This is a genomic window from Vibrio sp. 1562 (assembly GCF_033340155.1).
In the GTDB taxonomy this organism is placed as follows: domain Bacteria; phylum Pseudomonadota; class Gammaproteobacteria; order Enterobacterales; family Vibrionaceae; genus Vibrio; species Vibrio alginolyticus.
The window spans coordinates 71093-88971 of record NZ_JAWOVY010000017.1; the positions used below are offsets into that span (position 1 = coordinate 71093).

Annotated in this window: 18 protein-coding genes; 7 read left to right on the forward strand and 11 right to left on the reverse strand. The window is 44.9% G+C overall.

Annotated features, from left to right (window positions below):
* Positions 1-2: 2 nt before the first annotated feature.
* On the forward strand, positions 3-266 hold the full coding sequence (gene minE, locus R7Z49_RS16965) for a cell division topological specificity factor MinE (protein ID WP_005388332.1): 264 nt from the start codon (positions 3-5) through the stop codon (positions 264-266).
* A gap of 77 nt (positions 267-343) precedes the next feature.
* Here the strand turns inward: minE and rnd are convergent, their stop codons facing one another.
* From rnd to R7Z49_RS17000, 7 genes are all read right to left on the reverse strand, one after another.
* Positions 344-1462, reverse strand: a complete 1119-nt coding sequence (gene rnd, locus R7Z49_RS16970; protein ID WP_031777213.1) for a ribonuclease D — start codon at positions 1460-1462, stop codon at positions 344-346.
* Between the two features lie 79 nt (positions 1463-1541).
* Entirely contained in the window at positions 1542-3233 is a 1692-nt protein-coding gene (gene fadD / locus R7Z49_RS16975; protein ID WP_005382216.1) for a long-chain-fatty-acid--CoA ligase FadD, read from the reverse strand.
* 106 nt (positions 3234-3339) lie between these two features.
* A complete protein-coding gene (locus R7Z49_RS16980) occupies positions 3340-4194 on the reverse strand; it encodes an alpha/beta fold hydrolase (RefSeq protein WP_005382215.1) in 855 nt (284 codons plus the stop codon).
* 6 nt (positions 4195-4200) lie between these two features.
* Positions 4201-4758 carry a Slp family lipoprotein gene (locus R7Z49_RS16985; RefSeq protein WP_005382214.1) on the reverse strand — a complete coding sequence of 186 codons (558 nt, stop codon included), beginning with the start codon at positions 4756-4758 and terminating at the stop codon, positions 4201-4203.
* A 41-nt stretch (positions 4759-4799) separates the two neighbouring features.
* Entirely contained in the window at positions 4800-5105 is a 306-nt protein-coding gene (locus tag R7Z49_RS16990; RefSeq protein WP_017819942.1) for a hypothetical protein, read from the reverse strand.
* A gap of 60 nt (positions 5106-5165) precedes the next feature.
* Complete coding sequence (gene tsaB, locus R7Z49_RS16995) at positions 5166-5867, reverse strand: tRNA (adenosine(37)-N6)-threonylcarbamoyltransferase complex dimerization subunit type 1 TsaB (RefSeq protein ID WP_017819943.1); 702 nt, start codon at positions 5865-5867, stop codon at positions 5166-5168.
* Between the two features lie 29 nt (positions 5868-5896).
* The gene (locus R7Z49_RS17000; protein WP_005382210.1) at positions 5897-7837 is read right to left on the reverse strand and encodes an ATP-dependent DNA helicase; all 1941 of its coding nucleotides are present in this window, start codon (positions 7835-7837) and stop codon (positions 5897-5899) included.
* Between the two features lie 218 nt (positions 7838-8055).
* On the opposite strand from R7Z49_RS17000, the gene purU reads away from it, so the two are divergent.
* The 3 genes from purU to R7Z49_RS17015 all read left to right on the forward strand — a co-directional run bounded on the left by purU (position 8056) and on the right by R7Z49_RS17015 (position 11088).
* Complete coding sequence (gene purU / locus R7Z49_RS17005; RefSeq protein WP_005382206.1) at positions 8056-8889, forward strand: formyltetrahydrofolate deformylase; 834 nt, start codon at positions 8056-8058, stop codon at positions 8887-8889.
* Positions 8890-9095: 206 nt separating this feature from the next.
* On the forward strand, positions 9096-10715 hold the full coding sequence (locus R7Z49_RS17010) for a S1 family peptidase (RefSeq protein ID WP_186584418.1): 1620 nt from the start codon (positions 9096-9098) through the stop codon (positions 10713-10715).
* Positions 10716-10719: 4 nt separating this feature from the next.
* Positions 10720-11088, forward strand: coding sequence for a hypothetical protein (locus R7Z49_RS17015; RefSeq protein WP_017819944.1), 369 nt, complete (start codon positions 10720-10722; stop codon positions 11086-11088).
* A gap of 72 nt (positions 11089-11160) precedes the next feature.
* Here R7Z49_RS17015 and R7Z49_RS17020 read toward each other — a convergent pair whose 3' ends face one another.
* Positions 11161-11757 (reverse strand): VOC family protein, encoded by a 597-nt coding sequence (locus R7Z49_RS17020; protein WP_017819945.1) that lies wholly within the window; start codon positions 11755-11757, stop codon positions 11161-11163.
* Positions 11758-11977: 220 nt separating this feature from the next.
* Between R7Z49_RS17020 and argS the strand changes: the two genes are divergently transcribed.
* The 3 genes from argS to R7Z49_RS17035 all read left to right on the forward strand — a co-directional run bounded on the left by argS (position 11978) and on the right by R7Z49_RS17035 (position 14936).
* Positions 11978-13711: an arginine--tRNA ligase gene (gene argS / locus R7Z49_RS17025; RefSeq protein WP_005388349.1), complete on the forward strand. Its 1734-nt coding sequence runs from the start codon at positions 11978-11980 to the stop codon at positions 13709-13711.
* A 124-nt stretch (positions 13712-13835) separates the two neighbouring features.
* Positions 13836-14264: an HIT family protein gene (locus tag R7Z49_RS17030; RefSeq protein ID WP_005382194.1), complete on the forward strand. Its 429-nt coding sequence runs from the start codon at positions 13836-13838 to the stop codon at positions 14262-14264.
* A gap of 150 nt (positions 14265-14414) precedes the next feature.
* Entirely contained in the window at positions 14415-14936 is a 522-nt protein-coding gene (locus tag R7Z49_RS17035; RefSeq protein WP_258489518.1) for a YqhA family protein, read from the forward strand.
* 109 nt (positions 14937-15045) lie between these two features.
* Here the strand turns inward: R7Z49_RS17035 and R7Z49_RS17040 are convergent, their stop codons facing one another.
* From R7Z49_RS17040 to R7Z49_RS17050, 3 genes are read right to left on the reverse strand one after another with little or no spacing between them, the layout of a single operon-like run.
* Positions 15046-15276 carry a FeoC-like transcriptional regulator gene (locus tag R7Z49_RS17040; protein WP_005382192.1) on the reverse strand — a complete coding sequence of 77 codons (231 nt, stop codon included), beginning with the start codon at positions 15274-15276 and terminating at the stop codon, positions 15046-15048.
* Complete coding sequence (gene feoB, locus R7Z49_RS17045) at positions 15273-17549, reverse strand: Fe(2+) transporter permease subunit FeoB (RefSeq protein ID WP_206953973.1); 2277 nt, start codon at positions 17547-17549, stop codon at positions 15273-15275. The genes R7Z49_RS17040 and feoB overlap by 4 nt, the downstream gene beginning before the upstream one ends.
* Complete coding sequence (locus tag R7Z49_RS17050; protein ID WP_005382190.1) at positions 17549-17776, reverse strand: ferrous iron transport protein A; 228 nt, start codon at positions 17774-17776, stop codon at positions 17549-17551. The genes feoB and R7Z49_RS17050 overlap by 1 nt, the downstream gene beginning before the upstream one ends.
* Positions 17777-17879 lie beyond the last annotated feature (103 nt).

The following is a 17879-nucleotide window of genomic DNA, read 5'->3' on the forward strand; positions in this document are numbered from 1 at the left end:
ACATGTCATTATTAGAATTTTTCCGTCCACAGAAGAAAACTTCTGCGAATCTAGCTAAAGAGCGTTTGCAAATCATTGTCGCAGAGCGCCGCAGCCAAAATGATCCTGCGCCGTCTTACTTGCCTCAATTAAAAGAAGACATCTTGAAGGTGATCAGCAAGTACGTGGCAATTGATCCAAATATGGTTGACTTAACATTTGAGCACAAAGACGACGATATCTCAGTTCTTGAGCTGAATGTGAAGCTACCAGACGAAGAAAAGTAATCAGTTTCTCTCGCAAGACGAATGCTCTAATTAGAACGAAAAAGGTTGGCATCGAGGCCAACCTTTTTCATCTTTCATTACTTTAATGCTTTGTTCATCTTGTCGCCGAGTAAATCCAAGCGCCACCCTTGCATCAAATCAGGCAATACTTCTGGGTCACGATCTTTTTTCCAAACCCAACTGATCAACTGGTTGATCTGCTTTTTAGAGGCAAGGAACTCCGTGGCTAAACCTGACTTCTGCGAAGCCGATTTCACCAAGTCTTTCATATTTTTGAAGACCTGCTTGTAACCCGGATAGTCCATTAAACGCTCAATTTTCGCAGGATACTCTTCAGAAGGTGTTTGCTTCGCTTGTTTAACAATCGCGGCAATCTTCGCGCCATGGCGGTTAATCGCTCGGATATCAATATCTTCTGCTTCCATCTTCTTAAAGTTCGTTAAACCAAGACGAGCGACCGTTAATAGATCACCTTCTTTGAAGATAAAGTTCAGCGCTAAATCTCGTTTGATTGCTTCACGATAACGCCACGTCGCCAATGGCTTTAAAATCGCCAGCTCAGAAGGTTTTAATTGCCAAGCGCCCTTAATATCAAGGTAGGCATTCTCTTCATTGGTTACGCGAATACGTTTCGAAACGAGTAAATCACTTTCTTGCTGTACAGCTTCCCACCAACCTGCTTGCGTCACCTTATCGAACAGCTTTTCGTATAACGGTAACAAGTAATGAACATCTGCGGCAGCATAATCTAATTGCTTTTGTGTCAGTGGACGAGCCATCCAGTCGGTACGTGATTCACTTTTGTCGAGCTCTACGCCTAAATATTCTTCCACCAGCGATGCGAAGCCTGTCGATAGGCCGTGACCGAGAAAAGCGGCCATCAGCTGCGTATCCACCATAGGGAATGGTGTACAACCAAAAGCGTTTTGGAAAACTTCTAAATCTTCACCACATGCGTGCAGCACTTTTAGCACAGAAGTATCTTTTAATAGCGCTACAAACGGCGTCATATCCGTTAATTCAGTCGGATCAATCAGCGAGAGGCGATTACCATCGAAAAGCTGAATCAGACCTAACTGCGGGTAGAAAGTGCGAATACGAACGAATTCGGTATCCAGCATCACTACGTCTGCCTCTCGGGCATGAGTGCAAACCTCTTCTAGGTCTTTGTTTTTAGTAATAATTTGATAGTTCACATACTTCTCGCTATAAAAAATGCCAGCAAAACGCTGGCATTCTATCATTTTTTAAATCTCTCGACTCGACGAAATCGGCTTATGCGCTTTTCTTCGCAAGTTCAGCGTCATTCTCTTCGCGTAAAACACGACGCAAGATCTTACCGACATTGGTTTTAGGTAAGTCTTCGCGGAACTCAACCAACTTCGGAACTTTGTAGCCAGTTAGGTGTTCTCGACAATGCGCGATCACTTCGTCTTTGGTCAAGCTCGGATCGCGTTTCACGACATAAATCTTCACTAATTCACCAGACACTTCATGCGGCTGGCCAATAGCAGCAACTTCAAGTACTTTGCCGTGTAGTGCTACAACGTCTTCGATTTCGTTCGGGTAAACATTAAAGCCTGATACTAAGATCATGTCTTTCTTACGGTCAACGATATGCAGGAAGCCTTCGTCATCGAACTTAACGATGTCGCCGGTTGATAGCCAGCCGTCTTCGTTAATCGTATCTTTCGTTGCTTCAGGTCGTTGCCAGTAACCTTGCATAACCTGAGGACCACGAACTTGAAGTTCGCCAGTTTCAGTATTCGCAAGAGCGTTACCTTCTTCGTCCACGATACGAACTTCTGTTGATGGTACCGGCAGACCAATAGAGCCATTGTATTCAACAAGATCATGCGGATATGCCGCCACCAACGGAGAACACTCTGTTAGACCGTAACCTTCGAGCAAATAGCAACCCGTGGTCTTTTGCCATCTTTCTGCCACTGAGCGCTGCACTGCCATGCCGCCGCCAACGGCTAAACGTAGATTACTGAAATCCAACTCGTGGAAATCTTCATTATTGACCAATGCATTAAATAAGGTATTCACGCCCGTAATCGCAGTAAACGGATGCTTTTGTAGCTCTTTCACGAACCCTGGAATATCTCTAGGGTTCGTAATAAGTAAGTTACGACCACCCATTTCAACAAACAGCAGACAGTTTACGGTAAGAGCAAATACGTGATACAGCGGTAATGCTGTCACGACTAATTCACGCCCCGGAGATAAAACCGGTCCGTACGCGCCTTTTGCCTGTAGAACGTTCGCAATCATGTTGCGGTGAGTCAGAATCGCGCCTTTCGCGACACCTGTCGTCCCCCCCGTATATTGCAGGAATGCAATGTCATCCCCAGACATAAACGGTTTAACGTATTGTAGACGACGACCTTTACGTAGAGCCTGACGCATTGAGATTGCACCAGGTAAATCGTACTTAGGCACCATGCCCTTAACGTACTTCACGACAAAATCGACAATCGTACCTTTCGCTCGTGGCAGCATTTGACCAAGACTGGTTAACACTACGTGTTTGACTGGTGTTTTATCGACAATTTGTTCTAACGTATTCGCAAAGTTAGACACAATCACAATCGTCGTCGCACCTGAGTCATTCAATTGGTGTTCAAGTTCACGAGGAGTGTAAAGTGGGTTAACGTTTACGGCGATACAACCTGCACGCAAAATACCAAACAACGCCACTGGGTATTGCAGTAGGTTTGGCATCATCAGAGCAACACGGTCACCCTTTTGCAGTTTTAACTCGTTTTGCAGATACGCTGCGAATGCGCGACTACGCTCTTCCAATTTACGGAAGGTCATAACCGAGCCCATGTTCATGAATGCTGGTTGGTCTGCATATTTTTGTACAGACTGTTCAAACATTTCTACCAAAGACTCATATTGCTCTGGATTAATGGTTTCAGGTACGTCACTTGGATAACGTGAAAGCCATGGTTTATCCACGATGTTACTCCTCGTTTATAACTGGCTAAAAAATAGCGTCCTTTTTATTTTGAAAGCTATTACAGCACAGCGAACGTGCTTGAGCACGCAACTCTCAAACACTTGTTTAAATTTTGTTAACTACACCAAGAATTCGCGTTGCGACCTCGAGTATTTGCTCTAAATGACAGTGATGACCACCCTTGACAGAAACCACTTGCGGTGGGTTCTCTCCCCAATCAGCTTGGTTAGATGGTAAATTCTGAAATCCTTGATCGCCTAATACAATCAAATGAGGACAACGTATTTGGCTGGTAATCGAGTTAGCATGCGCTTGCGCCATTCGGTAAAGCGACGCACATTTTAACTTGGCGTCATGCCGCCAATACCATTTATCTCCTCGCTGCTCTGTTCCACGCTCGACTATCGGTAGAAGTTGCTCAGCGGTTAATTGGTTGGCTTGCATGCGTAATTTTAACGCCAGATCGAAGGAGGCAATGGCTCGCTCTGGCTTGTTTTGCTGTCTTATTCGACTTAAAACGCCATCGCGAAGACGAGGCAAACTGTTAGTAGGATCCTCATGAAGAGGTCCTGCTCCCTCAATTTGCACAAGAGCTTCGACCTGCTCTGGAAACGCTGCACTATAGCAACTTGCGATTAAAGCACCAAGTGAATGCCCTACTAATATCAGTCTGTTTGGTGATAATTCGTCCAAAAACTGATACAAATCGGCAATATAGTCGTGAAAGGGGTAATAATTATCGTGAGATTTATGACTCGATAAACCGTGACCAAAATGATCGATGGCGAGGAGGTGTAAGTGAGGATTAAGTTGATTCAACTGCTCCATGAGCGCTTTAAAGCTGCCCGCATTATCTAACCACCCATGAAGAAAAACGACTGACAAGTCAGCCGTTTTCTCGTTCCCTATCTCAAGGGCTGCCATTTTGCCGGCAGGAAGCTCGAATTGACGCTCATGCATCGCAGATTATTTGACCTGTTTTATCACTTTACCGTCTTGCGGGAAATCATTACGCCACATGCGGCAGTTAATCGAGTAACATGGGTAAAAGTAGGTTGGCGAGTCATACATGCGTACACGTTCTTCAATTTTCCATAAACGGTACCCTTCCCCCTTAATTACTGGGAAGATGTAACCGTGCTCACCGATCTTTCCTTCTTCTTCCCCTGCTCCTTTGCCTACAACCGTCACCAAACGGCCTTCACTAAAGGCGACAGGCTCTAAATAGCCATCAAAATAGGCGACAAAACGCCCCGTAGGCTCTTCATCAATATCAGGTTTACCAGACTTACTGATAGGAAGGTTTACAATCTCTAGACGCGTTTTATCTTTAAAGTTATCCACTTTAGCGATGATTCCACCAAGGCGAACATCTTCACTCACTTGCCCCTGAGACTCAGCAAACGCTTTATAGTCTGTAACGACCAATTCTGTGCTTGCATTTAGCTCCTCTGGCAAAGAGCTACACGCAGACAAACCAACCGTAGCAAATAATGCGAGAAAAAACCGTCCAAAAACCTTCATAAACCACCTTTCAATATTAGTAACCCCAAGCTGGGGAGATCTCACACGTAAATATCGACACCAAGTAATTGAGCCAGTTCCTCTTTTTTAGCTCGATTCATGACATCCATGTACTGCTCCATTGCTTTACGTGCGCCCCCTTCAGGAAGGTCATATTGCACTTGAGCTCGGTGAATTTGGGACTCATCCACGTGTTTTATGGAGTGCGCCACGGCGTTAGCAACCTTTGAAGGCTGACCTACAGGCTGCTTTGTTTGTGATTTATTTACCTGCTTCTTTTGACTGGCTTTATGAGTGCGATTTGCACCGGGAATCAAAGAAGGAGGCAAGCCATTAATCGACGCCATAGCACTCCATAAAAATACAGGGCAAACGCCCTGCTTTTTGTCAGGTTAATGAAAAACGGACTATTCGCGACCAGGAAGTTTTTTCCATGTCACATTATCACGTAAATAAACAGGGCTCGAATCTTCGACCGGCACGGTATTACCCTTTTTAAATTCTTGTTCAGCAAGAATCACGATGTCTTGTGAATCAGGGTACAGAACGTCACTATGCGTCAAATTAAACGGTAGGTCTGCTAATACTTCTTGGTAAGCATCCCAACCAGTACCTGCTGTCGTCCACGTTTTGTCGTCTGCTTGTGCTTCTTCAACGAGACGTGCTGGTGGAATTACGCACTCTGCATCCATCTCTGCCCACTCACCGTTTGCTTGGCGAGTGTAACGTGCCCAGTAAACTTCACCCATACGTGCGTCAATAGCCACAGCGACATCGGTCACACCATGTAAGCGATAGCTACCTTGAGCCATTGCAGCCAGCGTTGAAACGCCGATCATAGGTAAGTCAGCACCGAACGCCAAACCTTGTGCGATACCAATACCGATACGAACGCCAGTAAAGCTACCTGGACCACGTCCAAACGCTAACGCATCCAGCTCTTGTAGAGTCAGGCCAGCTTCTTTGAGTACTTCATCAACCATTGGCAGTACTTTTTTGGTGTGATCGCGTGGTGCAACCGCGCTACGTGAAATCACTTGATCATTAGCCAACAACGCAACTGAACAGTTTTCAGTCGCTGTATCGATAGCAAGAATTTTTGCGCTCATTTAACTCTCTACAACTCTCATTTATTGGGTTATGCCTCAGCACTTGCGTCTGTGACAGATTGTTCTGCTTTCAGGAATGCTTTGATTCCATCTAAGTCTCGCGTCCTTGGGATAGGTGGTAGACTTCCGAGGAAAATACCACCATAGTCTCGCGTGACGAGGCGATTATCACAAATGATCAACGCACCGTGATCCTTCTGATCTCGAATTAATCGCCCGACTCCCTGCTTTAACGTAATCACTGCATCCGGGATTTGTACTTCAGCAAATGGTTCACCGCCACGTAATCGACAATCCTCGATACGGGCTTTGAGTAACGGATCGTCAGGGGCGGTAAACGGTAATTTGTCGATAATAACACAGCTCAGCGCATCACCTCTAACATCAATCCCTTCCCAGAAAGCGCCCGTCGCCACGAGTAAAGCGTTACCCAGTTCCATAAACTCCGCCAAGGTTTTCTGCTTACTCATCTCCCCTTGCATTAACACAGGCAGCTCAAGTACTTCTCGGAACTTCTCACCTAGTTCACGCATCATGCTGTGCGAGGTACATAAAAAGAAGCAGCGACCATCATTTTCTTCAATCACCGGAGCAAGCATTCGGACTAACTTATCCGCTAAGCCGTTACTGTTTGGCTCTGGCAAATACCTTGGCACACAAAGGCGCGCTTGTTTTTGATAATCAAAGGGGGACGGCAGAGAAAATTGCTTTGTAGGCTTGAGGCCAAGGCGCTCAGTAAAGTGCTTGAAGTCGCCCGATACGGCTAGGGTTGCTGACGTGAAAATCCACGCGCCTTGTTTAATCTCTATTTGCTCATGGAACTTGTCCGCGACAGAAAGAGGCGTAATGTGCAGAGCGAAATGACGAGGCGAGGTATCGTACCAGTATGAGTAACCGGTAATATCGACATCACATACCCGGTCGATACGGCCTTTGATCAAATTGGCTCGTTCAAAGGCGGTATCCAGTAATTGACTGCGCCCTAAGGCTATTTTGAGTACATCAATCGCCAATTCGAGGCTGTCAGTTAAGCGCAATAATTCTCGCTTAATAGAACCTGATTGCAACGCCTCACGCCAGTTGCCACGAAAGCCTGGCTCACCCAATACAATCCGCATGTCCATTGCGCTTTGCATGAGTTTGTCGCCCACTTTTTGCAATTGACGCATATCTTTGGCTTCGGTGCGATAGGCTATTTCAATGTCTTTGGCAAGATCGTGAATTTGGCGGCTTGAAACTGACTGGCCGAAATATTCGCTCGCAATATCTGGCAACTGATGAGCTTCATCAAAAATAAACACATCGGCTTCTGGAATCAGTTCACCAAATCCTGTTTCTTTAATCGCTAAATCAGCAAGAAACAAGTGATGGTTCACTACAACAATGTCGGAATCCATGGCTCGCTTACGCGCTTTCAATACAAAGCAATCAGTGTAGCTCGGACATTCTTTACCTAAACAGTTATCATTGGTTGAGGTGATGGTCGGAATGATCATGCTGTCTTCTGGCAGATCATCACAATCCCCAAGGTCACCTGTTTTGGTTTCTGATGACCAAGCACGCACTTTAACCAGTTGAGTTAATAACGTCGGGTCAGATTCATTGGTGTGGCTTTCGACCATTTGGCGGCTCAAACGATCCAAACACAGATAATTAGAACGCCCTTTTAATAACGCCACTTGACCATAAAAACCAAGCGCATTGACCATGAGCGGTAAGTCCCGATGGTACAACTGCTCTTGCAAGTTTTTCGAGCCTGTACTGATAATCACTTTTTTACCGCTCAACAGCGCAGGGACTAGGTAGGCGAAGGTCTTACCGGTTCCGGTTCCTGCCTCCACCACCAACTGGGTTTGATCTTTGATCGCACTGCTGACGGCTTCCGCCATATCGATTTGTGGCTGACGAGCTTGAAAGCCAGGAATGGCCTTACCTAACGCGCCATCAGAGGAAAAAGTTTTTGCGATCATGCTTGGTATTGAGTTTGAAAAATTATCGAGAGTATATCAGAGGAATAGGAGTGACATCAGCCCACAATCTGACCAGCTTGCGGCGACACGCGGATATTTTGTTGAAACCAACGTAAGAATAGATTATTTATGGTGAAACATGGCAGTACAGTTACACCCGCCAGGGAATAATAACAAATTCGTACGCTAAAATATTAATGCATGGAAGTACCTGATTTATGGAAAAGAAAACACTGTTGACCCACTGTTCTGACGCCCCGGGTCTCATCTCGAAAATTACTAATATCTGTTACAAGCACCAACTCAACATCGTTCACAATAACGAATTTGTTGATAATACCAGTGGTCACTTTTTCATGAGAACGGAGCTAGAGGGATACTTCAACGATCAAACGTTTCTTGCCGACTTGGACCAAGCTCTCCCGCAAGGTGCTAAGCGTAAATTGGTTGGCTCTCGCCGTAAGCGCATCGTCATTCTCGTCACAAAAGAAGCGCATTGTTTAGGCGATATTCTGATGAAAACCTACGATGGAAGCCTAGATGTTGAGATCGCCGCTGTGGTGGGGAATTACGACAAACTGCAAACTCTCACTGAGCGCTTCGACATTCCTTACCACCATGTGACCCATGAAAACCTTAGCCGTGAAGAACACGAGCAGAAGATGCTAGAAGTGATCGATCAATACGATGCTGACTTTTTGGTGCTAGCTAAATACATGCGCGTATTAACGCCGACGTTTGTTGAGAAATATCACCACAAAATCATTAATATTCATCACAGCTTCTTACCTGCTTTTATTGGCGCGAAGCCATATCAACAAGCTTACGATCGCGGTGTGAAAATCATCGGTGCAACAGCACACTTCGTGACTAATGATTTAGATGAAGGGCCGATCATCAAGCAAGACGTAATTCCTGTCGACCATACATTCAATGCCCAAGATATGGCGCAAGCGGGACGCGATGTAGAGAAGAACGTATTGAGTAAGGCTTTGAATAAAGTGATCAATGACCACGTCTTTGTTTATGGGAATAAGACAGTGATCCTGTAATCCCTCCGTACTAGTTACAACGATAGTGAAACCCGTCCAACTTGGCGGGTTTCAACTTTTCAGAAGATCCCCCCTCCAATTCTAACCATCAAAGTTAAACCGATACGTTATAATTTTTCATTTCTCCACAACTATTTACTGAGAGAATGATTCCGTTTATCATTTGCCCTCCTTATAATAAACCACGTTAATATTACGGAATTAAAATGAAAAAAACGTTAGTGGCTTTTCTGATTGGGCTGACTTTACCAGCAACCACAATCGCAGATACTCTTGAGCCTGTTCAGAATGATGTATCCACTCGCATTATCGGCGGCGAACCTGCCAACACTTCCGACTGGAAATTTATTGCTTCACTGGTACGTAAAGGACAACCTACATCTATTGGTCACTTTTGTGGTGGCAGTTTCCTAGGTGGAAAATACGTATTAACTGCTGCGCACTGTGTGGAAGGTCTTAATGCGGACGATCTGGATATCGTTCTTGGTCTTTATGACAAAAACAGAGAGTCTCAAGCACAGCGCATCGCCATTAAAAATATCTATTCACATGATGAATATAACAACATAACAACGAACAATGACATTGCTCTTATTGAGTTGGAACGCAGTGTCGACAGCGCGACTATTGCTCTTGCAACGCCAGAAGTTCTAGCTAACGTACGCGCAGGAGATAAAGTACATGTCGCAGGATGGGGAAACACCTCTACGACAGGAAGGGAATTTCCGGCTGTTTTACAACAAGTTGATTTAGAGTATGTGGATCGAGAGACCTGCCAAAACCTAAAAGGAAACTACTCTAATGTATCAGATGATGGCATCTGTGCGGGATACTATTGGGGAGGAAAAGATAGCTGCCAAGGAGATAGCGGCGGTCCACTCATCGTTGATGATAACGGTATCAACAAATTGCTAGGCGTGGTCAGCTGGGGGGATGGATGTGCTCAACCAAACGCTTATGGTGTTTACGCCAACGTCGCTCATTTTCAACACAATGGATGGATAGATAGCCATCGCAATACTATCAGCTTCACTAAGTACCGAGATCTTCGTTTCGTTGAGCGAAAAGCGCAGCAAGAGACCTTTACTATTCGTAATGACGATACTATCCCATTCAACATCTACCAAAGCACAATATCATACGGAAGTACCATCGAGAAAAGCACTTGTACTGGTACCTTAAAGCCTTCGCAAAGCTGTCAAATTACCGTCGGCTACCAACCTAGCTATTCGGGATCAGAAACAACGATAGAGCTCTTTACCGATCATCCGAAACTGTCCAGACTCACAACAACTTTCGAGTATTCAGGTGTAGATAAAGCAAGCAGATCAGTGCGTAATGCCATTCCGCTAGCAGACGCAAATGTTTATACCGGTCAAAACGCTTGGACGGCTGAAAATGGTGAACTGCAATCAGCGGATATGGGAGCTTATCCTGGTGTATCTGAGCTGGTTTTGACCGATCTTCCGAAGGGCAAACTTACCATGGATCTCAAAGTAATGTCCGATGGTTTTGATTACTTGTTCATCTTAGTTAATGGTGAAATTTACGATAGCACCAACCAACTCCTCGATTATAAAGAGATCCAGATCGATCTTTACAAAGCATCTAATACGATAACGTTTGAATACGTCCAACACCCGTTTTCAAGTGGCATTTACAGCGCGCAAGCATTTGTTCGCAACATAAATATGTCAGTCAGCACAGATAATACGGGCGATGCTGGTAACGACGTTAATAAAAAGTCTAGTTCAGGCGGCAGTTTATCTATTGGCCTACTGGTGTTAATGGCTGCAGGTTCATTCGTACGACGCAAAAAAAGGTAACGAGATGAAACATAGACTCAAGATATTCCTACTTGGTTTGGGCACTATCAGTTTAACTGCATGTTCAGCAAACGCAGGACTGCAAACAAACCAGACGTCTGAGCACCAAGCAATGATGGTAGAGACTTATAGGACAAGTGAGAGTCAAATTTCATTTATCACAGAGTCTAACGGCTGCAGTGAAAACGAGGACTTTAGCCTAAAAATAGAGCAAAGCTCACAGACAGAAGCTCTTATTACTATCGTTAGAGACAAGGCGGATCATTGTAAACGAATGCCGTTTGCCAAAACTTTTACACTGCCTTTAGATGAAGAGTTGAAAGGCAAAAAACTTTCCATTACCAACCCAAAAAGCAAGTCACTGGCTAAATAGTGATTCGCTTACGAAAGGGAGCCTCGGCTCCCTTTTTGCCTATCGCAACTCAGCAATTCTCACCCTAGCGTTTTACGCCTGCTCAGACTCCACAATACGCTTAAGTGAATGCGGGTGCAGTTTGATACAAATGCCTTGGTACTTAAACGCCACTGTTGGGTTATTCAAGCGTTCGCCATCCCCTTTCGGGCTCGACAGTTTGATCTTCACACCCAGCTCTTCCAACTCATTAAAACGCGCGCCAAACGCTGGGTAAGTGTGTTTCAAATCAGCAAGAAACTCGTCTGCAGTTTCGGCATGAGACGGAATCACAAACTCCACATGTTCCCAGCTTTCATTTGGGTAGATTTTGCCTTCCGCAGGGTATGGCAGTTCCAGACACTCAATCTTCCAACCACGGCTTTCCAACGCTTTATCGAATTCGATAACGATGATTGGGCGACCGTTGATTTTCGCTTGTGAAATCACCTTACCGTATTGATTCCATGCTTCATGCGCGGCTTTTGCTGTTTCAGTATCATTAATTCGCAGCGCAATATGGTCAGCTTGAGCAAAGCTCAGATCCAGTTTTAACAGGGATGCAAGCTCTTCAATCTTCGCCATAAATGCATCCAGATCTTGGATCATCAATTTAGGCGCTAGGCGTTTTTCAACTAGTTGAGTCGTCATTGTGGCTCTCTTATGGGGCGATTTATCTCATTACTCTGAGCGCAATAGTAAACGCAAACCAAACCACATTTCCATTCAATCGAAAAAGTATAAATTTCCCCAATTCCTCTCTGTATGAAAAGCAATAAAGTTGTTATCATTAGCCCCATTTTTGTGAACTCCAACAGAACTCGGCACTTACTTCGCCGAGTTCTTCGTCCTTGAATTGAAGGAAACGCGTGTGAATATCCAAGCACTTATTAATGACAAAGTATCTCAGGCTCTAGAAGCCGCTGGCGCACCTGCAGGCAGTCCTGCGGCAGTACGCCAATCAGCAAAGCCACAATTTGGTGACTACCAAGCAAACGGCGTAATGGGCGTTGCTAAAAAACTGGGTACTAACCCACGAGAATTTGCACAGAAAGTACTGGATGTTCTAGACCTAGATGGTATTGCAAGCAAGACAGAAATCGCTGGTCCTGGTTTCATCAACATTTTCCTAAGCGAAGAGTTCCTAGCAAAACAAGCGGAAGCAGCACTGGCTGACTCACGTCTTGGCGTTGCAGCAGACGAAGCTCAAACTATCGTTGCTGACTACTCTGCACCAAACGTTGCTAAAGAAATGCACGTTGGTCACCTACGTTCAACCATCATCGGTGATGCGGTAGTACGTACTCTTGAGTTCCTAGGTCACAAAGTGATCCGTGCGAACCACATCGGCGACTGGGGTACTCAGTTCGGTATGCTTATCGCAAACCTTGAGCGTGTACAACAAGAGTCTGGCGAAGTTTCTATGGAACTTGCGGACCTTGAAGGCTTCTACCGCGAATCGAAAAAACTGTACGACGAAGATGAAGACTTCGCAGTAAAGGCGCGAAACTACGTTGTGAAACTGCAAAGCGGTGACGAGTACTGTGCAGAAATGTGGAAAAAACTCGTTGATGTAACCATGATCCAAAACCAGCGCAACTACGACCGTCTAAACGTGTCACTGACTCGTGACGACGTGATGGGCGAGAGCATGTACAACGACATGCTTCCTAAGATCGTTGCAGACCTAAAAGAACAAGGTCTTGCCGTTGAAGATGATGGCGCGCAAGTTGTATTCCTAGATGAATACAAGAACAAAGATGGCGAACCAATGGGCGTTATCGTTCAAAAACGCGATGGCGGTTTCCTATACACAACAACAGACATCGCATGTGCAAAATATCGTTATGAAGAGCTAAGCGCAGACCGTGTGCTTTACTTCATCGACTCACGTCAACACCAGCACCTAATGCAAGCTTGGACAATTGTTCGTAAAGCAGGCTACGTACCTGAGTCAGTATCTCTTGAGCACCACGCGTTCGGCATGATGCTTGGTAAAGATGGTAAGCCATTCAAGACTCGTGCGGGCGGTACGGTTCGTCTTGCCGACCTTCTAGATGAAGCAGAAGTTCGTGCAGCACAGCTGATCGAATCTAAAAACCCTGAACTAGATGCGGAAGAAAAAGAGAAGATCTCTAAAACAGTTGCAATGGCAGCGGTTAAATACTCTGACTTATCTAAACACCGTACGACTGACTACGTGTTCGATTGGGACAACATGTTAGCGTTTGAAGGTAACACAGCACCATACATGCAATATGCATACACTCGCGTAGCTTCTATTTTCGCTAAAGCTGGTGTTGCTATGGACGCTCTCCAAGGTGACATCAAAATCACTGATGAGAAAGAGAAAGCACTTATTGCTAAGCTTATGCAGTTCGAAGAAGCGGTTCAATCTGTCGCTCGCGAAGGCCAACCACACATCATGTGTAGCTACCTATTCGAACTAGCAGGTCAGTTCTCTAGCTTCTACGAAGCATGCCCTATCCTAGTTGCTGAAGACGAAGCAGTGAAACAAAGCCGCCTGAAACTAGCAGCGCTAACAGCGAAGACCATCAAGCAAGGTCTGTCTCTACTAGGTATTGATACTCTAGAGCGTATGTAATCCGCTTTTACGTAGGTAGCTTAAGTAGCACAAGCTAAATGATGACAAAGGTTGACGTGAAAGCGTCAACCTTTTGTTTTATCTGGCGTATACTGATGTCATTCAATTCAAATCGGACAACATAATGAGTTTTGAACTGCACCCTCAACTGGCAAAAGACACCACCGTTATCGGCCACTTCCCACTGTGTGTGGCGCTTCTGCATAAAGATAACGCCGTGCCATGGGTTATCTTGGTCCCTAAACGTGCAAACCTAAAAGAGCTTCACCACTTGCCAATGCAAGAACAGCAACAGTTTTTGCTAGAGTCTCAAGCGGTAAGCCAAGCACTGGAAGCAACATTCCGTCCAGACAAGCTAAACCTTGGTGCGCTAGGTAATATGGTGCCACAGCTGCACATTCACCATATTGCTCGCTTCAAAGATGACGTAGCATGGCCGGGACCGGTTTGGGGGAACACCAAAGGTGAATTCCGTACAGAAGAAGAGCAAAACGAATTGCTTGGTCGCATTAAAAATGTGCTGTCACTGAGCTCTATTTTCCAAAAAGCATAAGCACTGCTAGCGAAAATAATTCGCCTTTGAATACGGCTGAAATAGACAGAGAAAGATTAATACGTATTTGTAACAATCTTTCTCATTTTTCTGGGATTATCACTAAAATAAAACTTGTTTAGACTACCAGCTCAGTTAGAGAGGGTCATCATGAAACAAATCTTCAACACATTCCGATACGTCAGCTGGATCGCCATTATCTGTTCTATGGCTGCTTCATTCTTGCTTTTTCTTATGGGCGCAGCAAAAACCTATTCGGCATTTGCGGTCTTCATTCTTAATCAAACACCTCCAGAAGCACTCGCACATTTAGATAAAGCAGACATCGCGATCGCATATTTGATCAAGTCACTGGATACGTTTCTTGTCGCACTAGTTTTGTTCATCTTTGCTCACGGCATCTACACACTGTTTATTTCCAACAAAGCTAAAGCGAAAACACAAGAACCGTCGGTTTTGCATTGGATCAGAACCCCAAACATCGGCCACCTAAAAAACATTTTGGCTGAAGTCATCATCGTGATCTTGTTTGTGAAGTTCTTAGAGCTCGTGCTGATTAACTTCGACAGCTTAGATTGGACGATCTTAACATTACCTATTTCGATTTTAGTTTTAAGTCTTGGTTTGAAGTTCCTAGGGTTAGGCGCGACTAAACACTCTGAAGAGCATTAATTTCGCTGTATTCACAAACAATAACCAGCAAAAGAAAAGCCGCATCATTGCTGATGCGGCTTTGTCGTTTTTACGTAATAACTTTTTAGGTGACTAATTTTGACAATCGCTACATGGTGACTGTCAAAGACAAACCATCTTGTTTAGTCACTGAGTAGCGAACACGAGTCACGTCATGAGCTTTATTAGTGTCGACTAGGCGGCTAATTTTGCCCTTCTTAATCCACACGTTTAACATCGCGTCGGCGCCATCTTCACTCATCCCAAACTGTTTAGCCAGATCTGACTGGGAGACGGTTCCTTTGTCTGCAATGTATTGATAAAGCTCTTTTAAAATCATGCTACTTGCGCCTCTAATGCACCGTTTTGTTTCTTACCAACTTGTTTGAACACGCGGTAGGTACCAAAGAAGATAGCAACGATCACAGCCATCCAAATACCACTTGTCACTGGGCTATCTGCGAAATGCGTCAATTGGTTGTAGAACGTCGCACATAGGTAAGCCAAGCCCATTGTCCAAACCGCGATAAAGCGTGCGAACTTATGACCAAACTCACGTACGTAAGCACCCATCGCCGCCACACAAGGAGTGTACAGTAGGATAAAGATTAGGTAAGCAAATGCGGCATTGCCAGAAGCAAACTGCGATTTAATGTTACCGAAGATAGAAGCATCGACTTCTTGTTCTTCGGCAACGGCATTTGAGTCAGTTAAGTCACCCACTTCAATGCCTAGTGGATCTGAGTAGCTCAAACCGGCTAAGTTTTCAGGGATACTCATTACTGCCTCTTCTAGGCTGCCCATTAGATCAAATTCTGCGTCTTCACCGTCACTTGGCGTGGTGTATAGACTGTTAAGCGTACCAACTACCGCCTCTTTTGCGAAGATACCGGTAATGATACCAACCGTCGCTGGCCAGTTATCTTCTTGAACACCGATTGGCGCGAATACTGGAGTTACAACTTGCGCAGCTTTAGAAAGCACCGAGTTTTCGCTGTCTTCATTACCAAAACTGCCATCAGTACCCAATGAGTTGAAGAAACTCAGAATAGCAACAACGATAACGATGGTTTTACCTGCACCAAGTACAAAGCGCTTTAGCTTTTGCCAAGTTTTGATCACCACGTTTTGTAGCGTCGGAAGCTCATAGTCTGGCATTTCCATTACTAGGCTATCACTGCTACCTGGGTAAAGCGTGTGCTTAAGGAAAAGACCTGTGAAGATCGCTGCCACAATACCAAGTAGGTAAAGTGCGAATACAATGTTCTGGCCAGAACCTGGGAAGAATGCCGCAGCAAATAGCGCGTATACAGGCAGACGAGCACCGCATGACATAAATGGCGCCATAGATGCAGCCAGTTTACGCTCACGTTCTTGGTCTAGAGTACGAGTTGCCATGATTGACGGTACGTTACAGCCAAAACCAAGAACCAACGGTACAAATGCTTTGCCCGGTAGGCCGATCTTCTGCATCACTTTATCTAGTACGAATGCTGCACGAGCCATGTAACCTGAGCTCTCAAGTACCGCTAGGAACAGGTACAAACACGCGATAACCGGAATGAAGGTTGCAACCGTCTGGATACCACCACCGATACCATCAGCAAGAACCGTCACTAACCACACAGGCAAATGACCGTCTAACAAGTGATGCCCACCATCAACCAACAATGCGCCCACACCAATGTCAAAAAAGTCGATAAATGCACTACCGATGTTAATCGAGAACATAAACATCAGGTACATAACAACAAAGAAGAAAGGAATTCCAATCCACTTGTTCAAAATAAACTGGTCGAGTCTTTCAGTCACACTACGACTTAACTTGCCTTCGCTTCGGCGAACTTTTTTACACTGTTCATGCAGATGCGTGTACTTAGTATCCGCGACATGCAAATCGATATCCAAATCTAACGTCGTAATGACTTCCAAGACTTTGCTTCTATCAATATCAGAAAGACTATTGAGCACCATTGTGTCTTTTTCAAGCGCACGAATCGCTAGTGCACGATGAGCGACGTTTTGGTCGTTAAAAAGTGCGGAAACCGTTTGAATTGCCGACTCCATCTTCTCACCGTAATGCAAAGACAATTCTTTAAGTGGCACTCCTTGAACGATGGATTTATGGAGCTTTTCTCTAAACTCTGCCACTTGAGTTTTATTGGTTGCAGATAAACTGACAACCGGACAACCTAACGTTTTCTCAAGCTCTGCAACGTTAATCATCTGACGTTCACGCTTTAGCGCATCCATCTTGTTGAGGACAACAATCATAGGGCGACCAAGTTCGCGAAGTTGCAGCGTCATATATAAGCTGCGCTCTAAACTTGTAGCATCCACCACGTTAATAATGAGATCAGCAGGATGAGTTAGAACCGCACGCGATGCGATGGATTCATCAATACTATTACTATCATTACCACTGTCTAATGAGTAAATACCCGGAAGGTCAGTGAGCAAAAACTCATCCCCAGCATGCTTGAATTGTCCCGTTTTCTTTTCAACCGTGACGCCTGCCCAGTTACCAACTTGCTGTTTTGCGCCAGTTAAACCATTAAATAGCGTCGTTTTACCACTATTAGGGTTACCTACGGTTAGCACTTGATATTGCATTACACTCGCTCCACTTCAATTTTCTGAGCAATTGTTTCTCGCAATGCGACAGACACACCACGGACTTCGACTTGTAAAGGATCGCCCATTGGCGCACGTCGAATCACTTTGACTTCTGTATTGGGAAGCAGCCCCATTACCATGAGTTTCTTTCTGATATCTGATGAAAGACCATCTAACAACCGAATCGTCACCGTATCGCCAGGATTAATCTCTGATAACTTCATAGTGGCCCTTAAGAGTATTGCTAATGAGAAATATTATTATTTAATAAGTTTAGGTTGCCAATATTACTCCCCTATACCCCTTCAATCCTTGTGTGAAATCAAA